Consider the following 17,641-nt stretch of genomic DNA (forward strand, 5'->3'; position numbering starts at 1 on the left):
AATACCAACTCTCTGGAAAACGGCCGCCGGCGCGGGTGTGGGTTCCGTTACACGCGGTATGTGTGAACTTCGGACGCGAGCCGGACCATCTCAATAGTGTGTCCGATGCGATGACGTTGGAAGTGGAATTGCCGGAGAACCAGCCCGAAGAGCCCGCCGCCGAGGACCGCGAGGACGGCGGCGGCCGCCCGCGCAGGCGCCGGCGGTCGCCGTGGTTCACGATTCCGATGAGCGTCTTCCTCGGCCTGCTGGCGATCGTCGTGCTGACCCCGCTGACCGTCGGCGCGCGGATCTGGTACCAGGCCCGGCAGGACGAGCGGCCCCGCTCCGACGCGATCATCGTGCTGGGCGCCGCGCAGTACAACGGGGTGCCGTCCCCGACGCTGAAGTGGCGGCTGCAGCACGCCCTCGACCTCTACCGCGACGGCGTCGCGCCCGCCATCGTGACGGTCGGCGGCAAGGCGCCCGGCGACGACTACACCGAGGCCGGCGCCGGCCGCGCCTGGCTGATCAAGGAGGGCGGGGTCCCCGCGTCCAAGGTCTTCGCGGTGCCCGTCGGGCGGGACACGCTGGAGAGCCTGAAGGCGGCCGGCGCCGAGTTCGACCGGCACCACTGGGACTCCGCGGTGATCGTCACCGACCCGTGGCACGGGCTCCGGTCGAAGAAGATGGCCGCCGACCAGGGCATCGAGGCCGCCGCCTCGCCGACCCGCAGCGGTCCGAGCGTGCAGACCCGCGACACCCAGTTCAACTACATCGTCCGGGAGACCGGCGGCTACCTGTCGTACGTGCTGCTGGGCAAGAGCGTCCAGGTGCCGGACGAGACCATCAAGCGCATCCGCATCGACCCCTCCGGGACTCCCGCGCCGTCGTCCTCCGTCCCGCCGAGCCGCTGAACCGGCGGGCCCCGACCCCGGCCCCGCCCGCCTACCCTGGATAGGGCCATGACGAGCAACATCATCGAGGGCTACACCGCACGCGACCGCCGGCGGTGGGCGCCCGAACCGGCCAAGCGCCGCGACCGGACGGCGTTCGAACGCGACCGCGCCCGCGTCCTGCACAGCGCGGCCCTGCGGCGGCTCGCCGCCAAGACCCAGGTCGCCTCGCCCGGCGCGGACGCCGCGGCCGACACCGTGCAGAGCCTGCGCACCCGGCTGACCCACTCGCTGGAATGCGCGCAGGTCGGCCGGGAGCTGGGCAAGGCCCTCGGCTGCGACCCTGACCTGGTCGAGGCGGCGTGCCTGTCGCACGACATCGGGCACCCGCCGTTCGGCCACAACGGCGAGTACGCGCTGGACATCGTCGCCCGCGACTGCGGCGGCTTCGAGGGCAACGCGCAGAGCCTGCGCGTCCTGACCCGGCTGGAGCCGAAGTCGTTCGCGCCGGACGGCCCGCCCCTGCACGGCCGCAGCGTCGGCCTCAACCTGACCCGCGCGGCGCTGGACGCCGCGATGAAGTACCCGTGGTCGCAGGCCGAGGCGGTGAACGGGAAGTTCGGCGTCTACGAGGACGACATGGACGTCGCCGCCTGGGTCCGCGAGGACGCGCCCGAGGGCCGGACGTGCTTCGAGGCGCAGGTCATGGACTGGAGCGACGACGTCGCCTACTCCGTCCACGACCTGGAGGACGCGCTGGTCGCCGGGCACATCGACTTCGCCCGGCTCGCCGACCCGGCCGAGCGCCGGCTCGTCGCCGCCACCGCGGCGAAGCTGTACTGCCCGGGCGCCGACCTCGGCGAGCTCGAGGAGCGCTTCGCCGCGCTGCTCGCCGAGCCGTGCTGGCCGGACCGCTACGACGGCACGCCGCGCAGCCTGGCCGCGCTGAAGAACCTGACCAGCACGCTGATCGGGCGGTTCTGCCTCGCCGCCGAGGCCGCGACCAGGGACGCCTACGGCGACCGGCCGCTGACCCGGTACGCGGCGGAGCTGATCGTCCCGCGCGTGCCGCGGATGGAGAACGCGCTGCTCAAGGGCATCACGGCGCACTACGTGTGGATCAGCCACGAGGAGATCAGGGCCCGCCAGCGGACGCTGATCACCGAGCTGGCCGAGCTGATGCTCGCCGGCGCTCCCGGCACGCTCGACCCCGGGTTCCGGGAGGCGTTCACCCGCGCCGCCGACGACGCGGCCCGGCTGCGCGCCGTCGTCGACCAGATCGCCTCGCTGACCGATCTCTCCGCGATGGCCCGGCACCGGATGCTCGGCGGCCGTCCGCACTGATCGGCGCCTGCCTCCCGGCCGGCGCGGCGTGGAAATACGTGCGGACGCGCCCGCTGACGGCTCTTGTCTCGTCCCAGGGGCGCCTGTAGGGATAGCTACAAGTCAACTACAGGAGGTCGCCATGCCCGAGGAGACGTTCGTCATCGCCGGCGCGAGCCTGGCCGGAGCCAAGGCGGCGGAGACGCTCCGCGAGGAGGGTTTCACGGGCAGGATCCTGCTGGTGGGCGACGAGATCGAGCGGCCGTACGAGCGTCCGCCGCTGTCCAAGGGCTTCCTGCTGGGCCGGGAGCCCCGCGAGAAGGCGCACGTCCAGGAGCCCGACTGGTACGACGGGCACAACGTGGAGCTGCGGCTCGGCATGTCCGTCGCCGCGATCGACCGGGAGGCGCACCAGGTGCGCCTGTCCACCAAGGAACCGGTCGCCTACGACAGGCTGCTGCTGGCGACCGGTGCGTCGCCGCGCCATCTGGAGGTGCCCGGCTCCAAGCTGCAGGGCATCCACTACCTGCGCACGATGGCCGACGCGGCGGCGCTGAAGCAGGCGCTCGCGCACGGCGGGCGGCGCGTGGTGATCGCGGGCGCGGGCTGGATCGGGCTGGAGACGGCCGCCGCCGCCCGCTCCCACGGCAACGAGGTCACGCTCATCGACCCGGAGCCGACGCCGCTGCACGCCGCCGTGGGGCCCGAACTCGGCGGCATGTTCGCCGGCCTGCACCGCGAGCACGGCGTCATCCTGCGGATGGACGACGGCGTGGCCGGGTTCTGGGGCGCCGGGCAGGTGTCGGCGGTCGTCACCTCCGGCGGCGCCGAGGTCCCCGCGGACGTCGTGATCGTCGGGATCGGGGTGCGGCCCAACACCGCGCTCGCGCAGGAGGCCGGGCTGGAGGTGTCCGACGGCGTCCTCGTCGACCAGTCGCTGCGCACGTCCGACCCCGACATCTTCGCCGCGGGCGACGTCGCCAACGCCTACAACCCGCTGCTCGGACGCCGGATCCGCGTGGAGCACTGGGCGAACGCGCTGCACGGCGGGCCCGCCGCCGCCCGCGCCATGCTCGGCCAGGAGGTCGTCTACGACCGGATCCCGTACTTCTTCAGCGACCAGTACGACCTCGGCATGGAGATGTCGGGCGTCGCTTCGCCGGGGGAGTACGACGAGGTCGTGTACCGGGGAGACCGCGAATCCCGGGAGTTCATCGCGTTCTGGCTGTCGGGCGGCCGGGTCGTCGCGGGGATGAACGTGAACGTGTGGGACGTCACGGGGGACGTCCAGGCGCTGATCCGCTCCGGCCGCCCCGTGGACGCCGCCCGCCTCGCCGACCCGAAGGTGCCGCTGGCCGACACGCGGCATAACTGATCTTTTAGGGGGATAGCGACTTTCGCATATGTCCTACTCAGGTAAGGTCTGGGCGAGTGAGTACTGTGCAGCGGTCGAGACCGGTCGAATCGGTCTCCTCCGCCCCGGCGTACCGGACCTTCCTCCGCGAACTGCTGAGCTTCGGCTTGGTGGGGTGCGTCGGCACGCTCATCATGATCTTCGGCGCCAACCTGATGCGCGCGTGGCTCGGCGGCAGCCCGGTCACCAGCGTGGTCGTCCCGACCATCGTGTCGACGCTGACCTCCTACCTGCTCAACCGGCACTGGACGTTCCGGCACCGGGACAGCGACGGCTCCGGCCGGGAGGTCGCGATCTTCTTCGCGCTGAACGGCGTCGGGCTGCTCATCCAGGTGCTGTGCACCGGCTTCACCTACTACACCCTCGGCCTGCACGGCGGGATCGCCTACAACCTCGGCCTGCTCGCCGGCGTCGGCCTCGGCTCGGCCTTCCGCTACTGGTCCTACAAGAAGTGGGTGTTCACCCCCGCGGCCGCGTGAGCGGGGCTCAGCGCCCCGCCGGGACGAGCTCTCCGGTCTGGGCCAGGGCCTCGGACAGGACTCCGGCGAGGTCCTGCCCGGTGCCCTGGGAGAAGATCGCGTGGTCGATGCCGCGCTCGGCGAGCCGCCCGACCCTGTCGACGACCTCGTCCACGGACGGCGTGCCGGTGACGAGGCTGAGGGACGTCTTCTCGATCTCGCCGTAGTCGCGTCCCTCGCGCTCGCAGTGCTCCCGCAGGACGTCCAGCTTGTGCGGCAGCTCGTCGCCGTCGAAGAGGTTGCACGCGTCGGCGTACCTGGCGACGAACCGGAGCGTCTTCTTCTCCCCGCCCCCGCCGATCAGCACCGGCGGATGCGGGCGGCGCAGCGCGGGCGGCGAGTTCAGCGGCCGCTCCAGCGCGTAGTGCTCGCCCTCGAACGCCGACTCGTCGCCCTCCCACATCCGGTGGGCGATCCGCAGCGTCTCCTCCAGCCGCTCGAACCGCTCGGCGGTCGGCGGGAACCGGACGCCGAGGCCGCGCGACTCCTCGTCGTTCCACGCCGCGCCGATGCCGAGCCACGCGCGCCCGCCGGACAGGACGTCCAGCGTGGTCACGGTCTTGACCAGGATGCCGGGGTGCCGGTAGGTCACGCCGGTGACCATCGTGCCGAGGGTGATCCGCTCCGTCAGCGCCGCAGCGTAGGCGAGCGCCGTGTACCCCTCCAGCATCGGCTCCTCCGACGGGCCCACCCCGCGGATCTGGAAGAAGTGGTCCATCACCCAGAGCGAGTGCAGTCCGCCCTGGTCGGCGTCGCGGGCCATCCGGCCGAACGTCGGGGCGATCTGCTCCGGCCCGCCGGGAAAGGTGAAGCTCGGAACCTGAAGTCCGATGCGCATGGCAGTCCCTCCGCTTGTTCGTCGTCCGCCTTCCCCTCCACTCTGCGATCTGGAGCGCACTCCAGGTCAAGCCGCCCCGCCGGGCGGACGTTGACCTGGAGTGCGCTCCAGGTGCGATCCTGGACGGCGTGAGCTCCTACTCCCCGGGCGAGACCGCCGAGAAGAGCGGTTTCAGCATCGACACGCTGCGTTACTACGAGAAGATCGGGCTGCTGTCGGGCATCGCCCGCAACGCGTCCGGCAGGCGCGTGTTCACCGACGACGACCTCGCCTGGCTCGGCATGCTGCGGTGCCTGCGCGTCACCGGGATGCCGATCGCGGAGATGCTGCGCTTCTCCGAACTGGCCCGCGGCGGCACCGAGACCTTCCAGGAGCGGTTCGAGCTGCTGCGCGAGCACGACCGCCGGGTCGAGGAGCAGATCGCCGGCCTGCGCGCCCAGCAGCAGCACATCAAGTGGAAGATCGACCTCTACCGGGAGGCGGTCTGCGAGGCCGCTCCCGCGCCCGCCTGACCGAGCACCCGCTCGGCCCGCGCCCACGTCTCCGCCTCGCCGGGCAGATCTACGCGCGGCTGCGCGCCGCGATCATGGCCGGGGTACGGGGGCGGCCGATCGAGCCGCTGCAGAGCCTCGACGAGGACGGCCGCGTGCTGTACACCGGCACCTTCTCCAAGATCATGCGGCCGGTGCTGCGGCTCGGGTTCCTGGCGGCGCCGCCGTCGCTGCACCGCGCGTTCCGGATGGCGCGCTACGTCTCGCCCTGGCACGCCGGGCTGCCAGCGCAGGCGGCGGTCGCCGCGGGCGCTCGATGCGGGCATCGGGCTGTTCGCGCTGTCGGAGTTCGCGGTCACCGGGCCGGCCGTCCCCGGGCTCGTCTTCGGCCACGGGGCCGTGCCGCTGCCGCGGATCGAGGCGGGGCTGCGCGGGCTGCGCGGGGTCGTCGCGTGATCAGCGCTGGACGGGGGTGATGCGCCGGCCGTCGTCGCCGAAGAACAGGACGCGGCCGAGGTCCACGGTCAGCGCCACGTGGTCGCCGCGGTTCGGGCGGTCGCCGGGTGCGATGCGGAACACCAGGTCGGAGCGGCGGTGGTGGCCGGAGTGCTCCTCGGGGGCGGGCTCGTCGGGGGGCGGCCTGCCGATCATCTCCCGCATGCGGTCGCGCCATCCGGGGCGCTCGGCCGTGGCGGACGGGGCCTGCGGCGGGCGGCCCACCTCGGCCGCGTCGACCGTCGGGATGCCGGCCTCGGCGTAGGCGAGCCACTCGTGCCCGTGGAACTCCAGCGCCCGGACCTGCCCGGACAGCACGGACCCGTGCGGCGCCGGCGCGCCCGGCGCGATCGGCACGAGGGTGTCCGGCCGGATCCCGACGATCACCGGCCGGCCGTGGTGGCTGATCAGCGCGGACGCCCGGGGATCGTCCCAGGGGACCAGGAGCCGCTGCGGCCCGAAGTCGAGCAGCAGCCCCTCGCCCTCGATCGCCCACAGGGTGGCCTGCATCAGGTTGATCGGAGGGGAGCTGAGGAACGCGGCCACGAACACGGTCGCCGGGTCCTCGTAGATCTGCTCGGGGGTGCCGACGTCCTCCAGGACGCCGTCCCGCAGCACCGCCATCCGGTCGGCCATCGTCATGGCCTCGACCTGGTCGTGCGTGACGTACACGGTGGTGGTGCCGGTGGAGCGGACCAGCGCGGCGATCTCGACCCGCAGCTCGGTGCGCAGCCCCGCGTCCAGGCTGGACAGCGGCTCGTCCATCAGGAACAGCGACGGCTCCCGGATCAGCGCCCGGCCGATCGCGGCGCGCTGCCGCTGGCCGCCCGACAGCGTGCGCGGCAGCCGGTCGATCATCGTGTTCAGGCCGAGCGCGCGGGCCAGCTCGACGACCTTCGCGCCGGCCTCGGCCCGGTCGTCGCCGGACACCTCCAGGGGGAACATCATGTTGCCCTTGACCGTGCGGTGCGGGTAGAGCGCGCCCTCCTGGAACACCATGGCGACGTTCCGGTCGCGGGGCGGCAGGTCGTTGGCGACGCTCCCGTTCAGCCACAGGTCGCCCGAGGTGATCTCCTCCAGTCCGGCGATCATGCGCAGGATGGTGGACTTGCCGCAGCCGGACGGCCCGAGCAGGACGAACAGCTCGCCGTCGTTGATGCGCAGGCGGACCTTCCGGACGGCGACAAACCCGCCCGGATACACCTTGTCGACGCCGTCGAGCACAACATCCGTCATCGCGTCCGCCTGGGTGTGAGCAAAATCTCGGTCAGTCATCACACCGCGCGACGGTCCGTGTTGTCCAGAGTAAATCCGTGGTTACGGGGTGCGGATCCGGCCGAGTCCGGCCATCGACCACGGCGTTCCCGCCGGGACGAGCGGCTCCCCGGCCATCCGGAGGGCGCCTCCGGAGCCGGTCCGGTCCCGCTCCGGGAGCGGGTTCGGGTGCGGAAGCGCGGGATGTCGCGCCCCCGCCGTAGACTCCTTCGTCGTGGCAGGCAGGATTCGCAATGAGGACATCGCGCTCGTCCGCGAGCGGGCGTCCATCGACGCCGTGATCGGCGAGTACCTGCAGCTCCGCAGCGCGGGCGGGGGCAACCTGAAGGGCCTGTGCCCGTTCCACGACGAGAAGTCGCCGTCGTTCAACGTGACGCCATCGCGCGGGCTGTACTTCTGCTTCGGCTGCGAGGCTGGCGGCGACGTCATCAAGTTCGTCCAGGAGATCGAGCACTTGTCGTTCTCCGAGGCGGTGGAGCGGCTCGCCGCCCAGGCCGGCCTCCAGCTGCGCTACGAGGACGGCGGCGGGCGCGGCCCCCGGCAGGACGGCGGCCAGCGCGCCCGGCTGATCGAGGCGCACAAGGCCGCCGCCGAGTACTACACCGGCAACCTGGAGTCCCCCGAGGGGGCGATCGGCCGCACGTTCCTGTCCGAGCGCGGCTTCGAGGCCGCCGACGCCGCCCGCTTCGGCGTGGGGTTCGCGCCCCGCGAGTGGGAGGGCCTCGTCCGGCACCTGCGCGGGCGCGGGTTCGCCGACCGCGACATCGTCGCCGGCGGCCTCGCCAAGGAGGGCCGCCGCGGCCCGATGGACCGGTTCCGCGGCCGGCTGATGTGGCCGATCCGCGACCTGTCCGGCGACGTCATCGGGTTCGGCGCGCGCCGCCTCTACGAGGACGACGACGGCCCCAAGTACCTGAACACCCCCGAGTCGCCGCTCTTCCACAAGGGCTCGGTGCTGTACGGCGCCGACCTGGCGAAGAAGGAGATCGCGCGGCGCCGGCAGGCCGTGGTGGTGGAGGGCTACACCGACGTGATGGCCTGCCACCTGGCGGGCGTCCCGACGGCGATCGCCACCTGCGGCACGGCGTTCGGCGACGACCACATCAAGGTGCTGCGCCGGCTGCTGATGGACCAGGACGAGTTCCGCGGCGAGGTGATCTTCACCTTCGACGGCGACGCCGCCGGGCGCAAGGCGGCGCTGCGCGCGTTCGACGACGAGCAGAAGTTCGTCTCGCAGACGTTCGTCGCCGTCCAGCCGGACGGGCTCGACCCCTGCGACCTGCGGATCCGCAACGGCGACGCGGCGGTGCGCGACCTGGTCGCGGCCCGGCTGCCGCTATTCGAGTTCGCGGTGCGCAGCGCGATCGAGCAGCACGACCTCGACACGGTCGAGGGGCGGCTCGCCGCGCTGGACGCGGCCGCGCCGGTCGTCGCCGCCATCAAGGACCGGTCCCGCCGGCACATGTACGCCGTCAACCTGGACCGCTGGCTCGGCATCATGGACGAGCAGTTCGTGCTGCGCCGCGTCCGCGAGCTGGCGAACCGCCGGCACGCCCGCGAGCGGGCCGGCCACGGGCGCGGCCCGGCCGGGAACGGCCGCCGGGACGGGCACCCCGGCGACGGCGGGCCCGGGAACGGGCGGCCCGGCGACGGGCCCGGCGAGGCGCGGCCGCCGCGGCGGCCGGCGTTCGACCCGTCCGATCCGGAGGTGCAGCGCGAGCGCGAGCTGCTGAAACTGGCCGTGCAGCGGCCGGCGCTGCTCGGGCCGGTGTTCGACGAGGTCCCCGCCGAGGCGTTCATCGCGCCGCCGCACGCGGCGGTGCGGGCGGTGCTCGCGGCCGCGGGCGGCGTGACGGCGGCCGGCAACGCGGCCGAGTGGGTGGCGCTGCTGCTGGAGGGCGCCCCCAACGACCAGGTCAGAGACCTGATCACGAAGTTCGGCGTGGAACCGGTGCGGTCGTCCCATGAATCGGATGACCGTTATGCCATGGAACTGCTCGCCCGGATACAGGAGCGCCAGCTCACCCGCATGATCGCGGATGCGAAATCTAAACTCGGGCGGCTGAATCCGGTCGAGGCGCAGGAGGAGTACCACAAGCTCTTCGGCGATCTTGTCGCGCTTGAGCAGCAGAGACGGGTGTTGCGCGAGCGAGGGCTCGGATCACAGTAAGGCAAGTGAGCGCAAAATGGGTCCTGTGATCTAGGCCCCCTTTGTCGCAGACTGTCCACGTGGGCCCTTCGGTGCTGCCAAGCGAGGCGCCATCGGTTGATCAGGTGGCGGACCTTGTCGCACGTGGCAGAGAACGCGGCGGTGTGACCGTCGAGGACGTCGCTGCCGCACTCGATCGCTCGGACTTGCCGGACGACTCCATGGAACGGGTCGTCCGGATGCTCGCGGAGCAGGGGGTGGAGGTCCTCGAGTCTCAGCAGGAGACCGAGGACGTCACGCGAGCGGACGAGGGAGACCTCGGCAAGCGGGCGCCGACGAGCGACCTGGTCCGGATCTATCTGAGAGAGATCGGTCGCGTACCGCTTCTCACGGCAGAAGATGAAGTAGAACTCGCGAAATCGATCGAGGCGGGACTGTTCGCCGAGGAGAAGATGGCGCGCACCGCCGTCCTCGCCCGCGGCGAGCTGCTCGACCTCGAACTGCTCTCCCGCGAAGGCATGCGGGCGAAGCAACGCCTGATCGAGGCCAACCTGCGGCTCGTGGTCTCGATCGCCAAACGCTACGTCGGCCGGGGAATGCTGTTCCTCGACCTGATCCAGGAGGGAAATCTCGGGCTCATCCGTGCGGTCGAGAAATTCGACTACACCAAGGGGTTCAAGTTCTCGACCTACGCCACCTGGTGGATCCGGCAGGCGATCACCCGGGCGATCGCCGACCAGGCCCGGACGATCCGGATCCCGGTCCACATGGTGGAGACGATCAACAAGCTGGTCCGGGTGCAGCGGCAGATGCACCAGGACCTCGGCCGGGAGCCGACGCCCGAGGAGATCGGCCTGGAGATGGGGCTGTCGCCCGTCCGGGTCGTGGAGATCCAGCGGATCGCCCAGGAGCCGGTCTCGCTGCAGTCGCCGATCGGCGAGGAGGACTCCGACCTCGGCGACTTCATCGAGGACGCGGACGCCGTCGTGCCGATCGAGGCCGCGGCGTTCATCCTGCTCCAGGACCAGCTGGAGGACATCCTCGGCACCCTGTCGGACCGGGAGCAGCGCATCATCCAGCTGCGCTTCGGCCTGGCCGACGGCCACCCCCGCACCCTGGAGGAGGTCGGCCGCGAGTTCGGCGTGACGCGGGAGCGGATCCGCCAGATCGAGTCCAAGACGCTGGCGAAGCTGCGCCACCCGTCCCGCGCCCAGATGCTCCGCGAATACCTGGAGTGACGGGCGGCGGATCCGGAACGACCGACCGTCCCCCCGGCCGCGCGGCCGGGGGGACGGTCGTCCTCCGGCGGCGCCGTCCGGGCGACTCGCGGTGATTCGTCGCTTTTCGTGCGGGCGGTCATCTACCGTGGTGAGCATGCTGATCGTGACGACTGACGGCGTGCCGGGGTACGAGATCAGGAGCGTGCTCGGGGAGGTCTTCGGGACGTCCCTCCAGGCCGAGCAGGGCGCGCCCGCGCAGCCCGGCCAGCCCGCGCAGGGCGGGAGCAGCTCGACGTTCCGGGTGACGGGGGAGCGGCCGGCCGTCAGCCTCGCCGCCGCGCGCCGGGAGGCGCTCGACCGGCTCGGCGAGGAGGCGCGCCGCAAGGGCGCGAACACGGTCGTCGGCATGCGCTTCGACACCGCCCACGTGGGCGGCGGCTTCGAGGTCTGCGCGTACGGGACGGCGGTCTGGGCGGAGCCGGCGGGGCAGCAGCAGCCGCCGCAGTACCAGCAGCAGCGGCCGCCGCAGCAGGGCCACCTGCCGCCCTACGGGGACCCGCAGCCGGGCGGCCCGCCGATGGCGGCGCGCAACCTCACGATGGGCCTGCGCGACCGGCCCCGCTGACCGGCCCCGCGGGCGTGCGATGGCTCACTGTCGCGGGGGGCACTTGACGGGCTGAGGACAGGCTTCGCTAATTTAGGTAAGCCTAACTATTTGCTCGCCCCTGGAGACCCCCATGCGTCCTGTGTCCGCCCTCGCTCTGGCCGGTGCCGCCGCCGTGTCGATGTCCCTGCTCTCGGCCTGCGGCGGTGACGGCGATGCGGACGCTGCGGGGGCCATCCCGGTGACGGCGACCGACGACTCCTGCGAGGTGGCCAAGACCGACCTCACCGCGGGCAAGATCACCTTCAAGGTCAGCAACAAGGGATCGAAGGTCAACGAGTTCGAGGTCCTCAAGGCGGACGGCAAGATCCTCGCCGAGCGGGAGAACATCGGCCCCGGCACCAGCGTCGACTTCGTGGTGAACCTGCCCGCCGGGCAGTTCACGCTGCTGTGCAGCGCCGGGCAGACCGGCAAGGGCCCGACCCAGAACGTGACGGTCACCGGCGAGGCCGCGGGCGGCGACGACGCGCGGCTGACCAAGGCCGCCGCCGACTACAAGGCGTTCGTCATCGTGAAGCTCGACGACACCATCGCCAAGACGCGGGAGTTCGTCGACGCGGTGAAGGCCGGCGACGTGCCGAAGGCCAAGGAGCTGTACGCGCCGTCCCGCGTCGGCTGGGAGACGATCGAGCCGGTCGCGGAGAAGTTCGGCGACATCGACCCGAAGGTCGACGCCCGCGAGGCCGACCTGAAGCCGGAGGAGAAGAAGGACTGGTCCGGCTGGCACCTGCTGGAGAAGGCCCTCTGGGAGGACGGCTCGGTCAAGGGCAAGGAGAAGTACGGCGAGCGGCTGCTGGAGGACCTGGAGACGCTGAAGTCGCGGCTGCCCGGCCTCACCCTCGACCCGGTGAACGACATGGCGGGCGGCGCGAAGGAGCTGCTCGACGAGGTCGCCACCGGCAAGGTCACCGGCGAGGAGGAGGCGTTCAGCCACACCGACCTCGTCGACTTCAAGGCCAACGTCGACGGCGCCGAGAAGATCTACGAGCTGCTCAAGCCGGTCGTCCAGGAGCGGGACGCCCAGCTCGCCAGCGACCTCGACGCGGGCTTCGCCAAGGTCGGGGCGCTGCTGAAGAAGCACGAGAAGGGCGACGGCTACGTCTCCTATGACAAGGTCGGCAAGGACGACCGCAAGGACCTGGCCGACGCGGTGAACGCGCTGGGCGAGCCGCTGTCCAAGCTCGCCGAAGTCGTCGCCGAGTAGCGCGGGCGACACGACCGAAGGGATGGCGGCGGGATGACCGAGGCGCGGCCGGGGATGTCCCGGCGCAGGATGCTGACCTTCTCCGGCGCGAGCCTGGTCGCCGGCGCCGCCGCCGGCGCGGGCATCGACCGGATGGCGTTCGCCGACGAGGACACCGGCGCCGGCGACGCCGTCCCGTTCCGCGGAGCGCACCAGGCGGGCATCGCGACGCCCGTCCAGGACCGGCTGCACTTCGCGGCGTTCGACGTCACGACCGACGACCGCGACCGGCTCGTCCGGATGCTCAAGGAGTGGACGGACGCGGCCGCCGCGATGACCGCCGGCCGGCCCGTCGGCGACGGCGCGGTCGCCGGGTCGCCGGTGGCGCCGCCCGACGACACCGGGGAGGCGCTCGGCCTGCCGCCGTCCCGGCTCACGCTGACCATCGGGTTCGGGCCGACGCTGTTCGAGAAGGACGGCAAGGACCGGTTCGGCCTCAGGGCCCGCCGCCCCGCCGCACTCGTCGACCTGCCGCACTTCCCCGGCGACAACCTCGACCCCGACCGCAGCGGCGGCGACATCGCCGTGCAGGCGTGCGCGGACGACCCGCAGGTCGCCGTGCACGCCATCCGGAACCTGGCGCGGATCGGGTTCGGCACGGTCTCGGTCCGCTGGTCGCAGCTCGGGTTCGGCAAGACGTCCTCGACGACGCCGGACGCGCAGACCCCGCGCAACCTGTTCGGGTTCAAGGACGGCACCGACAACATCGGGTCGGGCGACCGGGCGCTGCTGGACGAGCACGTGTGGGCGGGCGAAAGCGACGGCTGGATGGCGGGCGGCTCCTACCTCGTCGCCCGCCGCATCCGGATGCACATCGAGACCTGGGACCGGACGTCGCTGCGCGAGCAGGAGGACATCTTCGGCCGCAGCAAGGGCGAGGGCGCGCCGGTCGGGGCGGAGAAGGAGCGCGACAGGCCCGTCCTCGCGCGGATGAAGCCGGACGCGCACGTCCGGCTCGCCCATCCCGACTCCAACCACGGGGCGCGGATCCTGCGGCGCGGCTACTCGTTCACCGACGGGTCCGACGGCCTCGGCCGGCTGGAGGCGGGGCTGTTCTTCATCGCGTTCCAGAGCGACCCGCGCAAGGGCTTCATCCCGGTCCAGCAGTCGCTGGCCACCGACGCGCTGAACGAGTACATCCAGCACGTCGGGTCCGGCGTCTACGCGTGCCCGCCGGGCGTCCGCGAAGGCGGCCACTGGGGCGACACCCTGTTCGCCTAGCGGTTCGCCTAGCGGCTACCCCGGCCCGGCGCGTTCGGCGCGGATGCGGCTCACCACGTCGCCGGCGGCGGTCTTGATCGCCTCAAGCTCCTGGAGGTAGGCCCAGTAGTCGGGGTGGACGCCGGTGAGCCGCTTCGGCGCGTTCTCCAGCCGCTCGACGAGCCCGTCGAGCACCCGGGCGTGCTGCGGCGGGGCACCGCCCGGCTGGGCCATGGCCAGCCGCTGCGCGTCGCGGACGGCGAACTGGGCCTTCTCCGCGGGCTTCGCCGGGTCCGCGGCGACCTCCTTCAGCTCCTCCACCCGGCCAGTGACCTGGCCGGCCCGGCGGTCCGCGGCGTTCAGCTCGGTGCGCGCGGCGGTGAGCGCCCGCTGCGCCTCCTTCCACTCGGTGCGCGAGACGTGCGCGGACGCCTCGTTCAGCCGCTCCCGGGCCCGCGTGACGGCCCCCTCGATGGCCTCGGGCGCGCCCCTGAGATCCTGCCAGCAGGCCTGTGAGTAGCCGCGCAGCAGCACCCGCATCGCCTCCCGGACGGGCCCGGCCCGGTTCGCGACGGCGTCCGACCGGGTCCGGACGGAGGCGAGCGAGTTGCGCACCTTCTGCGCGAGCTGCGGCAGCTCCGCGGCGGCCTCCCGGGCCCGCCCGGCGATCTCGCGGGCCTCCTCGGCCCGGCGGATCGCGCCGTCCAGCCCGACGCCGCCGAGCCCCTTGGAGCCGAGTCGCGCGAGGATCTCCCTGGCGCGGGCGAGCTCGGCCTCCGGCTCGGAGGCGTCCATCCCCGCGTCCTTCGCGGCGGCGAGCGCGGCGCCGGCGGCGGCCACGGCGTCCCGGGCGGCGGTCAGCCGGGGCGGGAGCTGGTCGAGGGCCGCCTCCAGCCGGGCCATCTTGGGGGCGAGCCGCTCGGCGAACCCGTTCAGGTTCCCGGTGACCTGCCCCAGCCGCTCGGCGGACGCGACGAACGCGCGGCGGGCCGCGTCGTACTCGGCCGGTGACCGGTCCCGGTCATCGAGGTCGTGCGCGTCCAGGACGGAGATGTAGGCGACCGACGCGGCGTCGGCCGACTCCGACAGCAGGCCGAACTCCCGCCGGACGGGCGCGGCGGCGGCCGCGTCCAGGTCCTCGAAGACGGTGACGCGCCCGTCGATGTACTTCTGCGCCTGGTCCATGTCGTAGAAGGCGGTCGCGGCCGCCTCCCTGGCCTCGGTCGCCGCGGCAGCCGCCTGCGCACCCCGGCCGCCCCGGCGGCGCTGGTCGCCCGGTCCCCGCAACGCGGCCTCCTCTCGTCCCTGCCCAGTCTGGCCCAGACGGCCGGTGTTTCGCGCCCCGGGTGCGCGCGACCGCCCGGTGTGACGTGGAATGCCGTCACAGGTTCACAACGCATGGAACGGATAGCATCGCTGCTACGTCGATAATGCTGGGCGCCGGGTCGGCGTCCGCCACAGCATGCGATCTTGGAGGCCCATCGTGCCCGTCAGCCTGAGCAAGGGCGGCAATGTCTCGCTCACCAAGCAGGCACCCGGACTCACCGCGGTGATCGTCGGTCTCGGCTGGGACCTGCGCACCACGACCGGCACGGACTTCGACCTCGACGCCTCGGCCATGGTGCTGGACGGCTCCGGCAAGATCATCACCGACCAGCACTTCGTCTTCTTCAACAACCTGCGCACCCCCGACGGCGCGGTCGAGCACAGCGGCGACAACACCACCGGCGCGGGCGAGGGCGACGACGAGCAGCTCAAGGTGAACTTCGGTGCGATGCCGGCCGGGGCCGAGCGGGTGGCGTTCGCCGTGTCGATCTACGACGGCGACAGCCGCGGGCAGAACTTCGGGCAGGTCCGCAACGCCTACATCCGGGTGATGAACCAGGCCGACGGCGTCGAGATGGCCCGCTACGACCTGTCCGAGGACGCCTCGATGGAGACCGCGATGGTCTTCGGCGAGCTGTACCGCAACGGGACCGAGTGGAAGTTCCGCGCGGTCGGCCAGGGCTACGCCTCCGGGCTGGCCGGCATCGCGGCGGACTTCGGCGTCAACCTCTGATCGGGCGTCCGGCCGGGCGACCGGCCGGAACGCCCGATCCCGCGGCCCCCCGTGCCGCGCAACCGAACAGGAACACCAGGAAGGGAACGGCCCGAACATGGGAGTCTCACTCGCCAAGGGCGGCAACGTCTCGCTGACCAAGGCCGCCCCCAACCTCACCGCGGTGACCGTCGGCCTCGGCTGGGACGTCCGCGCCACCACCGGCGCCGACTTCGACCTGGACGCGTCCGCGCTGATGCTCGGCGGCACCGGCAAGGTCATGTCCGACCACCACTTCGTGTTCTTCAACAACCTGAAGAGCCCGGACGGCTCGGTCGAGCACACCGGCGACAACCTCACCGGTGAGGGCGAGGGCGACGACGAGTCGATCAACGTCGACCTCAACGCGGTGCCGGTCGAGTGCGACCGCATCGTGTTCCCGGTGTCGATCTACGACGCCGACAACCGGAACCAGAGTTTCGGGCAGGTCCGCAACGCCTTCATCCGGATCGTCAACCGGACCGACGGCAACGAGCTCGCCCGCTTCGACCTCACCGAGGACGCCTCCACCGAGACGGCGATGGTCTTCGGCGAGCTGTACCGCCACAACGGCGAGTGGAAGTTCAGGGCCGTCGGACAGGGGTACGCCTCGGGTCTGGCGGGTATCGCCACGGACTTCGGCGTCAACGTCGGCTGACGGCCGGCGCACCCCGCACGCGGCCGCCACGCCCGGCCGTCCTCACTAGCAGAGATACGCGCATGATTCTTCGCACCTTCGGTTGGTCCTTCGGCATCACGGCCCTCGGGCTGCTGGCCGCCTTCTTCTACGACGGGCCGACCGGGCTGGCCCTGGTCGCCGTGCTGGCGATCCTCGAGATCTCGCTGTCGTTCGACAACGCCGTGGTCAACGCCAAGGTGCTCGACCGGATGAGCCCCTTCTGGCAGAAGATCTTCCTCACCGTCGGCATCGCGATCGCGGTGTTCGGCATGCGGCTGGTCTTCCCGCTGCTGATCGTGGGCATCACCGCGAAGCTGGGGCCGGTCGAGGCGTTCGACCTCGCGCTCAACGACCAGCACCGCTACCACGAGCTGATGAACGGCGCCTACCCGATGATCGCGGCGTTCGGCGGCATGTTCCTGATGATGCTGTTCCTGAACTTCGTGTTCGAGGAGCGCGCGGAGAAGTGGCTGCCGTGGCTGGAGCGGCCGCTGGCCCGCATCGGCAAGCTCGACCAGCTCGCGGTGGTCGTCGCGGGCGGCTCGCTGGCGCTGGTGGCGTGGCTGACCGCCGAGGACCCGGGCAACGTCATGATCGCGGGCGTGCTCGGCATGGTGACCTACATCCTGGTCAACGGGCTCGGCGAGCTGTTCTCCGAGGCGAGCGGGGACGACGAGGAGGACGAGGACGGCGACGGCGAGGAGCGCGCGGCCGCACCGGCGAAGTCCGGGCCGAGCTCGCTGGCGCTGGCCACCGGCAAGGCCGGGTTCTTCCTGTTCCTGTACCTGGAGGTGCTGGACGCCTCGTTCAGCTTCGACGGCGTCATCGGCGCGTTCGCGATCAGCACCGACCCGATCGTCATCGCGCTGGGCCTCGGCATCGGCGCCATGTACATCCGGTCCCTGACGGTCTTCCTCGTCCGCAAGGGGACCCTGCACGAGTACGTCTACCTGGAGCACGGCGCGCACTGGGCGATCGGCGCGCTCGCGACCTGCATGCTGATCAGCATCGGCCACCACGTGCCCGAGTGGATCACCGGCGGGCTCGGCGCGGGGCTGATCATCGCGGCGTTCGTCAGCTCCATCGTCCGCAACCGCGGCGCGGACGGGGACGCCTCCGGCTCGCCGTCCGGCGGCGACAAGCAGCTGCACTCCAGCAACGTCTGACCCGGCCGACCCCA

The 17,641-nt window shown here is 72.0% G+C and carries 16 protein-coding genes; 13 read left to right on the top strand and 3 right to left on the bottom strand.

Annotated features, from left to right (window positions below; translation table 11 throughout):
• Window positions 1-110 precede the first annotated feature (110 nt).
• From ABZ806_RS27145 to ABZ806_RS27160, 4 genes are all read left to right on the top strand, one after another.
• Window positions 111-896, top strand: coding sequence for a YdcF family protein (locus ABZ806_RS27145; protein WP_500220220.1), 786 nt, complete (start codon window positions 111-113; stop codon window positions 894-896).
• A 48-nt stretch (window positions 897-944) separates the two neighbouring features.
• The gene (locus tag ABZ806_RS27150; protein WP_500220221.1) at window positions 945-2,219 is read left to right on the top strand and encodes a deoxyguanosinetriphosphate triphosphohydrolase; all 1,275 of its coding nucleotides are present in this window, start codon (window positions 945-947) and stop codon (window positions 2,217-2,219) included.
• Between the two features lie 121 nt (window positions 2,220-2,340).
• The gene (locus ABZ806_RS27155; RefSeq protein WP_500220222.1) at window positions 2,341-3,573 is read left to right on the top strand and encodes an NAD(P)/FAD-dependent oxidoreductase; all 1,233 of its coding nucleotides are present in this window, start codon (window positions 2,341-2,343) and stop codon (window positions 3,571-3,573) included.
• Between the two features lie 56 nt (window positions 3,574-3,629).
• Window positions 3,630-4,091, top strand: coding sequence for a GtrA family protein (locus tag ABZ806_RS27160; protein ID WP_500220223.1), 462 nt, complete (start codon window positions 3,630-3,632; stop codon window positions 4,089-4,091).
• A 7-nt stretch (window positions 4,092-4,098) separates the two neighbouring features.
• Here ABZ806_RS27160 and ABZ806_RS27165 read toward each other — a convergent pair whose 3' ends face one another.
• On the bottom strand, window positions 4,099-4,968 hold the full coding sequence (locus ABZ806_RS27165; protein ID WP_500220224.1) for an LLM class F420-dependent oxidoreductase: 870 nt from the start codon (window positions 4,966-4,968) through the stop codon (window positions 4,099-4,101).
• Window positions 4,969-5,096: 128 nt separating this feature from the next.
• Between ABZ806_RS27165 and ABZ806_RS27170 the strand changes: the two genes are divergently transcribed.
• The gene (locus ABZ806_RS27170) at window positions 5,097-5,480 is read left to right on the top strand and encodes a MerR family transcriptional regulator (RefSeq protein ID WP_500220225.1); all 384 of its coding nucleotides are present in this window, start codon (window positions 5,097-5,099) and stop codon (window positions 5,478-5,480) included.
• 435 nt (window positions 5,481-5,915) lie between these two features.
• Here the strand turns inward: ABZ806_RS27170 and ABZ806_RS27175 are convergent, their stop codons facing one another.
• Window positions 5,916-7,190 (bottom strand): ABC transporter ATP-binding protein, encoded by a 1,275-nt coding sequence (locus tag ABZ806_RS27175; RefSeq protein ID WP_500220226.1) that lies wholly within the window; start codon window positions 7,188-7,190, stop codon window positions 5,916-5,918.
• A gap of 253 nt (window positions 7,191-7,443) precedes the next feature.
• Between ABZ806_RS27175 and dnaG the strand changes: the two genes are divergently transcribed.
• The 5 genes from dnaG (at window position 7,444) to efeB (ending at window position 13,726) form a co-directional block, all read left to right on the top strand.
• The gene (dnaG, locus tag ABZ806_RS27180; RefSeq protein WP_500220227.1) at window positions 7,444-9,399 is read left to right on the top strand and encodes a DNA primase; all 1,956 of its coding nucleotides are present in this window, start codon (window positions 7,444-7,446) and stop codon (window positions 9,397-9,399) included.
• Between the two features lie 71 nt (window positions 9,400-9,470).
• Window positions 9,471-10,616 (top strand): RNA polymerase sigma factor RpoD, encoded by a 1,146-nt coding sequence (gene rpoD / locus ABZ806_RS27185; RefSeq protein WP_500220283.1) that lies wholly within the window; start codon window positions 9,471-9,473, stop codon window positions 10,614-10,616.
• A gap of 136 nt (window positions 10,617-10,752) precedes the next feature.
• On the top strand, window positions 10,753-11,223 hold the full coding sequence (locus tag ABZ806_RS27190) for a YbjQ family protein (protein ID WP_500220228.1): 471 nt from the start codon (window positions 10,753-10,755) through the stop codon (window positions 11,221-11,223).
• Window positions 11,224-11,335: 112 nt separating this feature from the next.
• On the top strand, window positions 11,336-12,466 hold the full coding sequence (efeO, locus tag ABZ806_RS27195) for an iron uptake system protein EfeO (protein WP_500220229.1): 1,131 nt from the start codon (window positions 11,336-11,338) through the stop codon (window positions 12,464-12,466).
• A 33-nt stretch (window positions 12,467-12,499) separates the two neighbouring features.
• The gene (gene efeB, locus ABZ806_RS27200; protein WP_500220230.1) at window positions 12,500-13,726 is read left to right on the top strand and encodes an iron uptake transporter deferrochelatase/peroxidase subunit; all 1,227 of its coding nucleotides are present in this window, start codon (window positions 12,500-12,502) and stop codon (window positions 13,724-13,726) included.
• 15 nt (window positions 13,727-13,741) lie between these two features.
• On the opposite strand, the gene ABZ806_RS27205 is transcribed toward efeB, so the two are convergent.
• A complete protein-coding gene (locus tag ABZ806_RS27205) occupies window positions 13,742-14,992 on the bottom strand; it encodes a molecular chaperone DnaJ (RefSeq protein ID WP_500220231.1) in 1,251 nt (416 codons plus the stop codon).
• Between the two features lie 196 nt (window positions 14,993-15,188).
• Between ABZ806_RS27205 and ABZ806_RS27210 the strand changes: the two genes are divergently transcribed.
• From ABZ806_RS27210 to ABZ806_RS27220, 3 genes are all read left to right on the top strand, one after another.
• Window positions 15,189-15,764, top strand: coding sequence for a TerD family protein (locus ABZ806_RS27210; RefSeq protein WP_500220232.1), 576 nt, complete (start codon window positions 15,189-15,191; stop codon window positions 15,762-15,764).
• A gap of 97 nt (window positions 15,765-15,861) precedes the next feature.
• Window positions 15,862-16,440, top strand: coding sequence for a TerD family protein (locus ABZ806_RS27215; RefSeq protein ID WP_500220233.1), 579 nt, complete (start codon window positions 15,862-15,864; stop codon window positions 16,438-16,440).
• Between the two features lie 62 nt (window positions 16,441-16,502).
• Window positions 16,503-17,627 carry a DUF475 domain-containing protein gene (locus ABZ806_RS27220; protein ID WP_500220234.1) on the top strand — a complete coding sequence of 375 codons (1,125 nt, stop codon included), beginning with the start codon at window positions 16,503-16,505 and terminating at the stop codon, window positions 17,625-17,627.
• Window positions 17,628-17,641: the final 14 nt, after the last annotated feature.

This window comes from Spirillospora sp. NPDC047418 (assembly GCF_040643275.1).
Classification (GTDB): domain Bacteria; phylum Actinomycetota; class Actinomycetes; order Streptosporangiales; family Streptosporangiaceae; genus Spirillospora.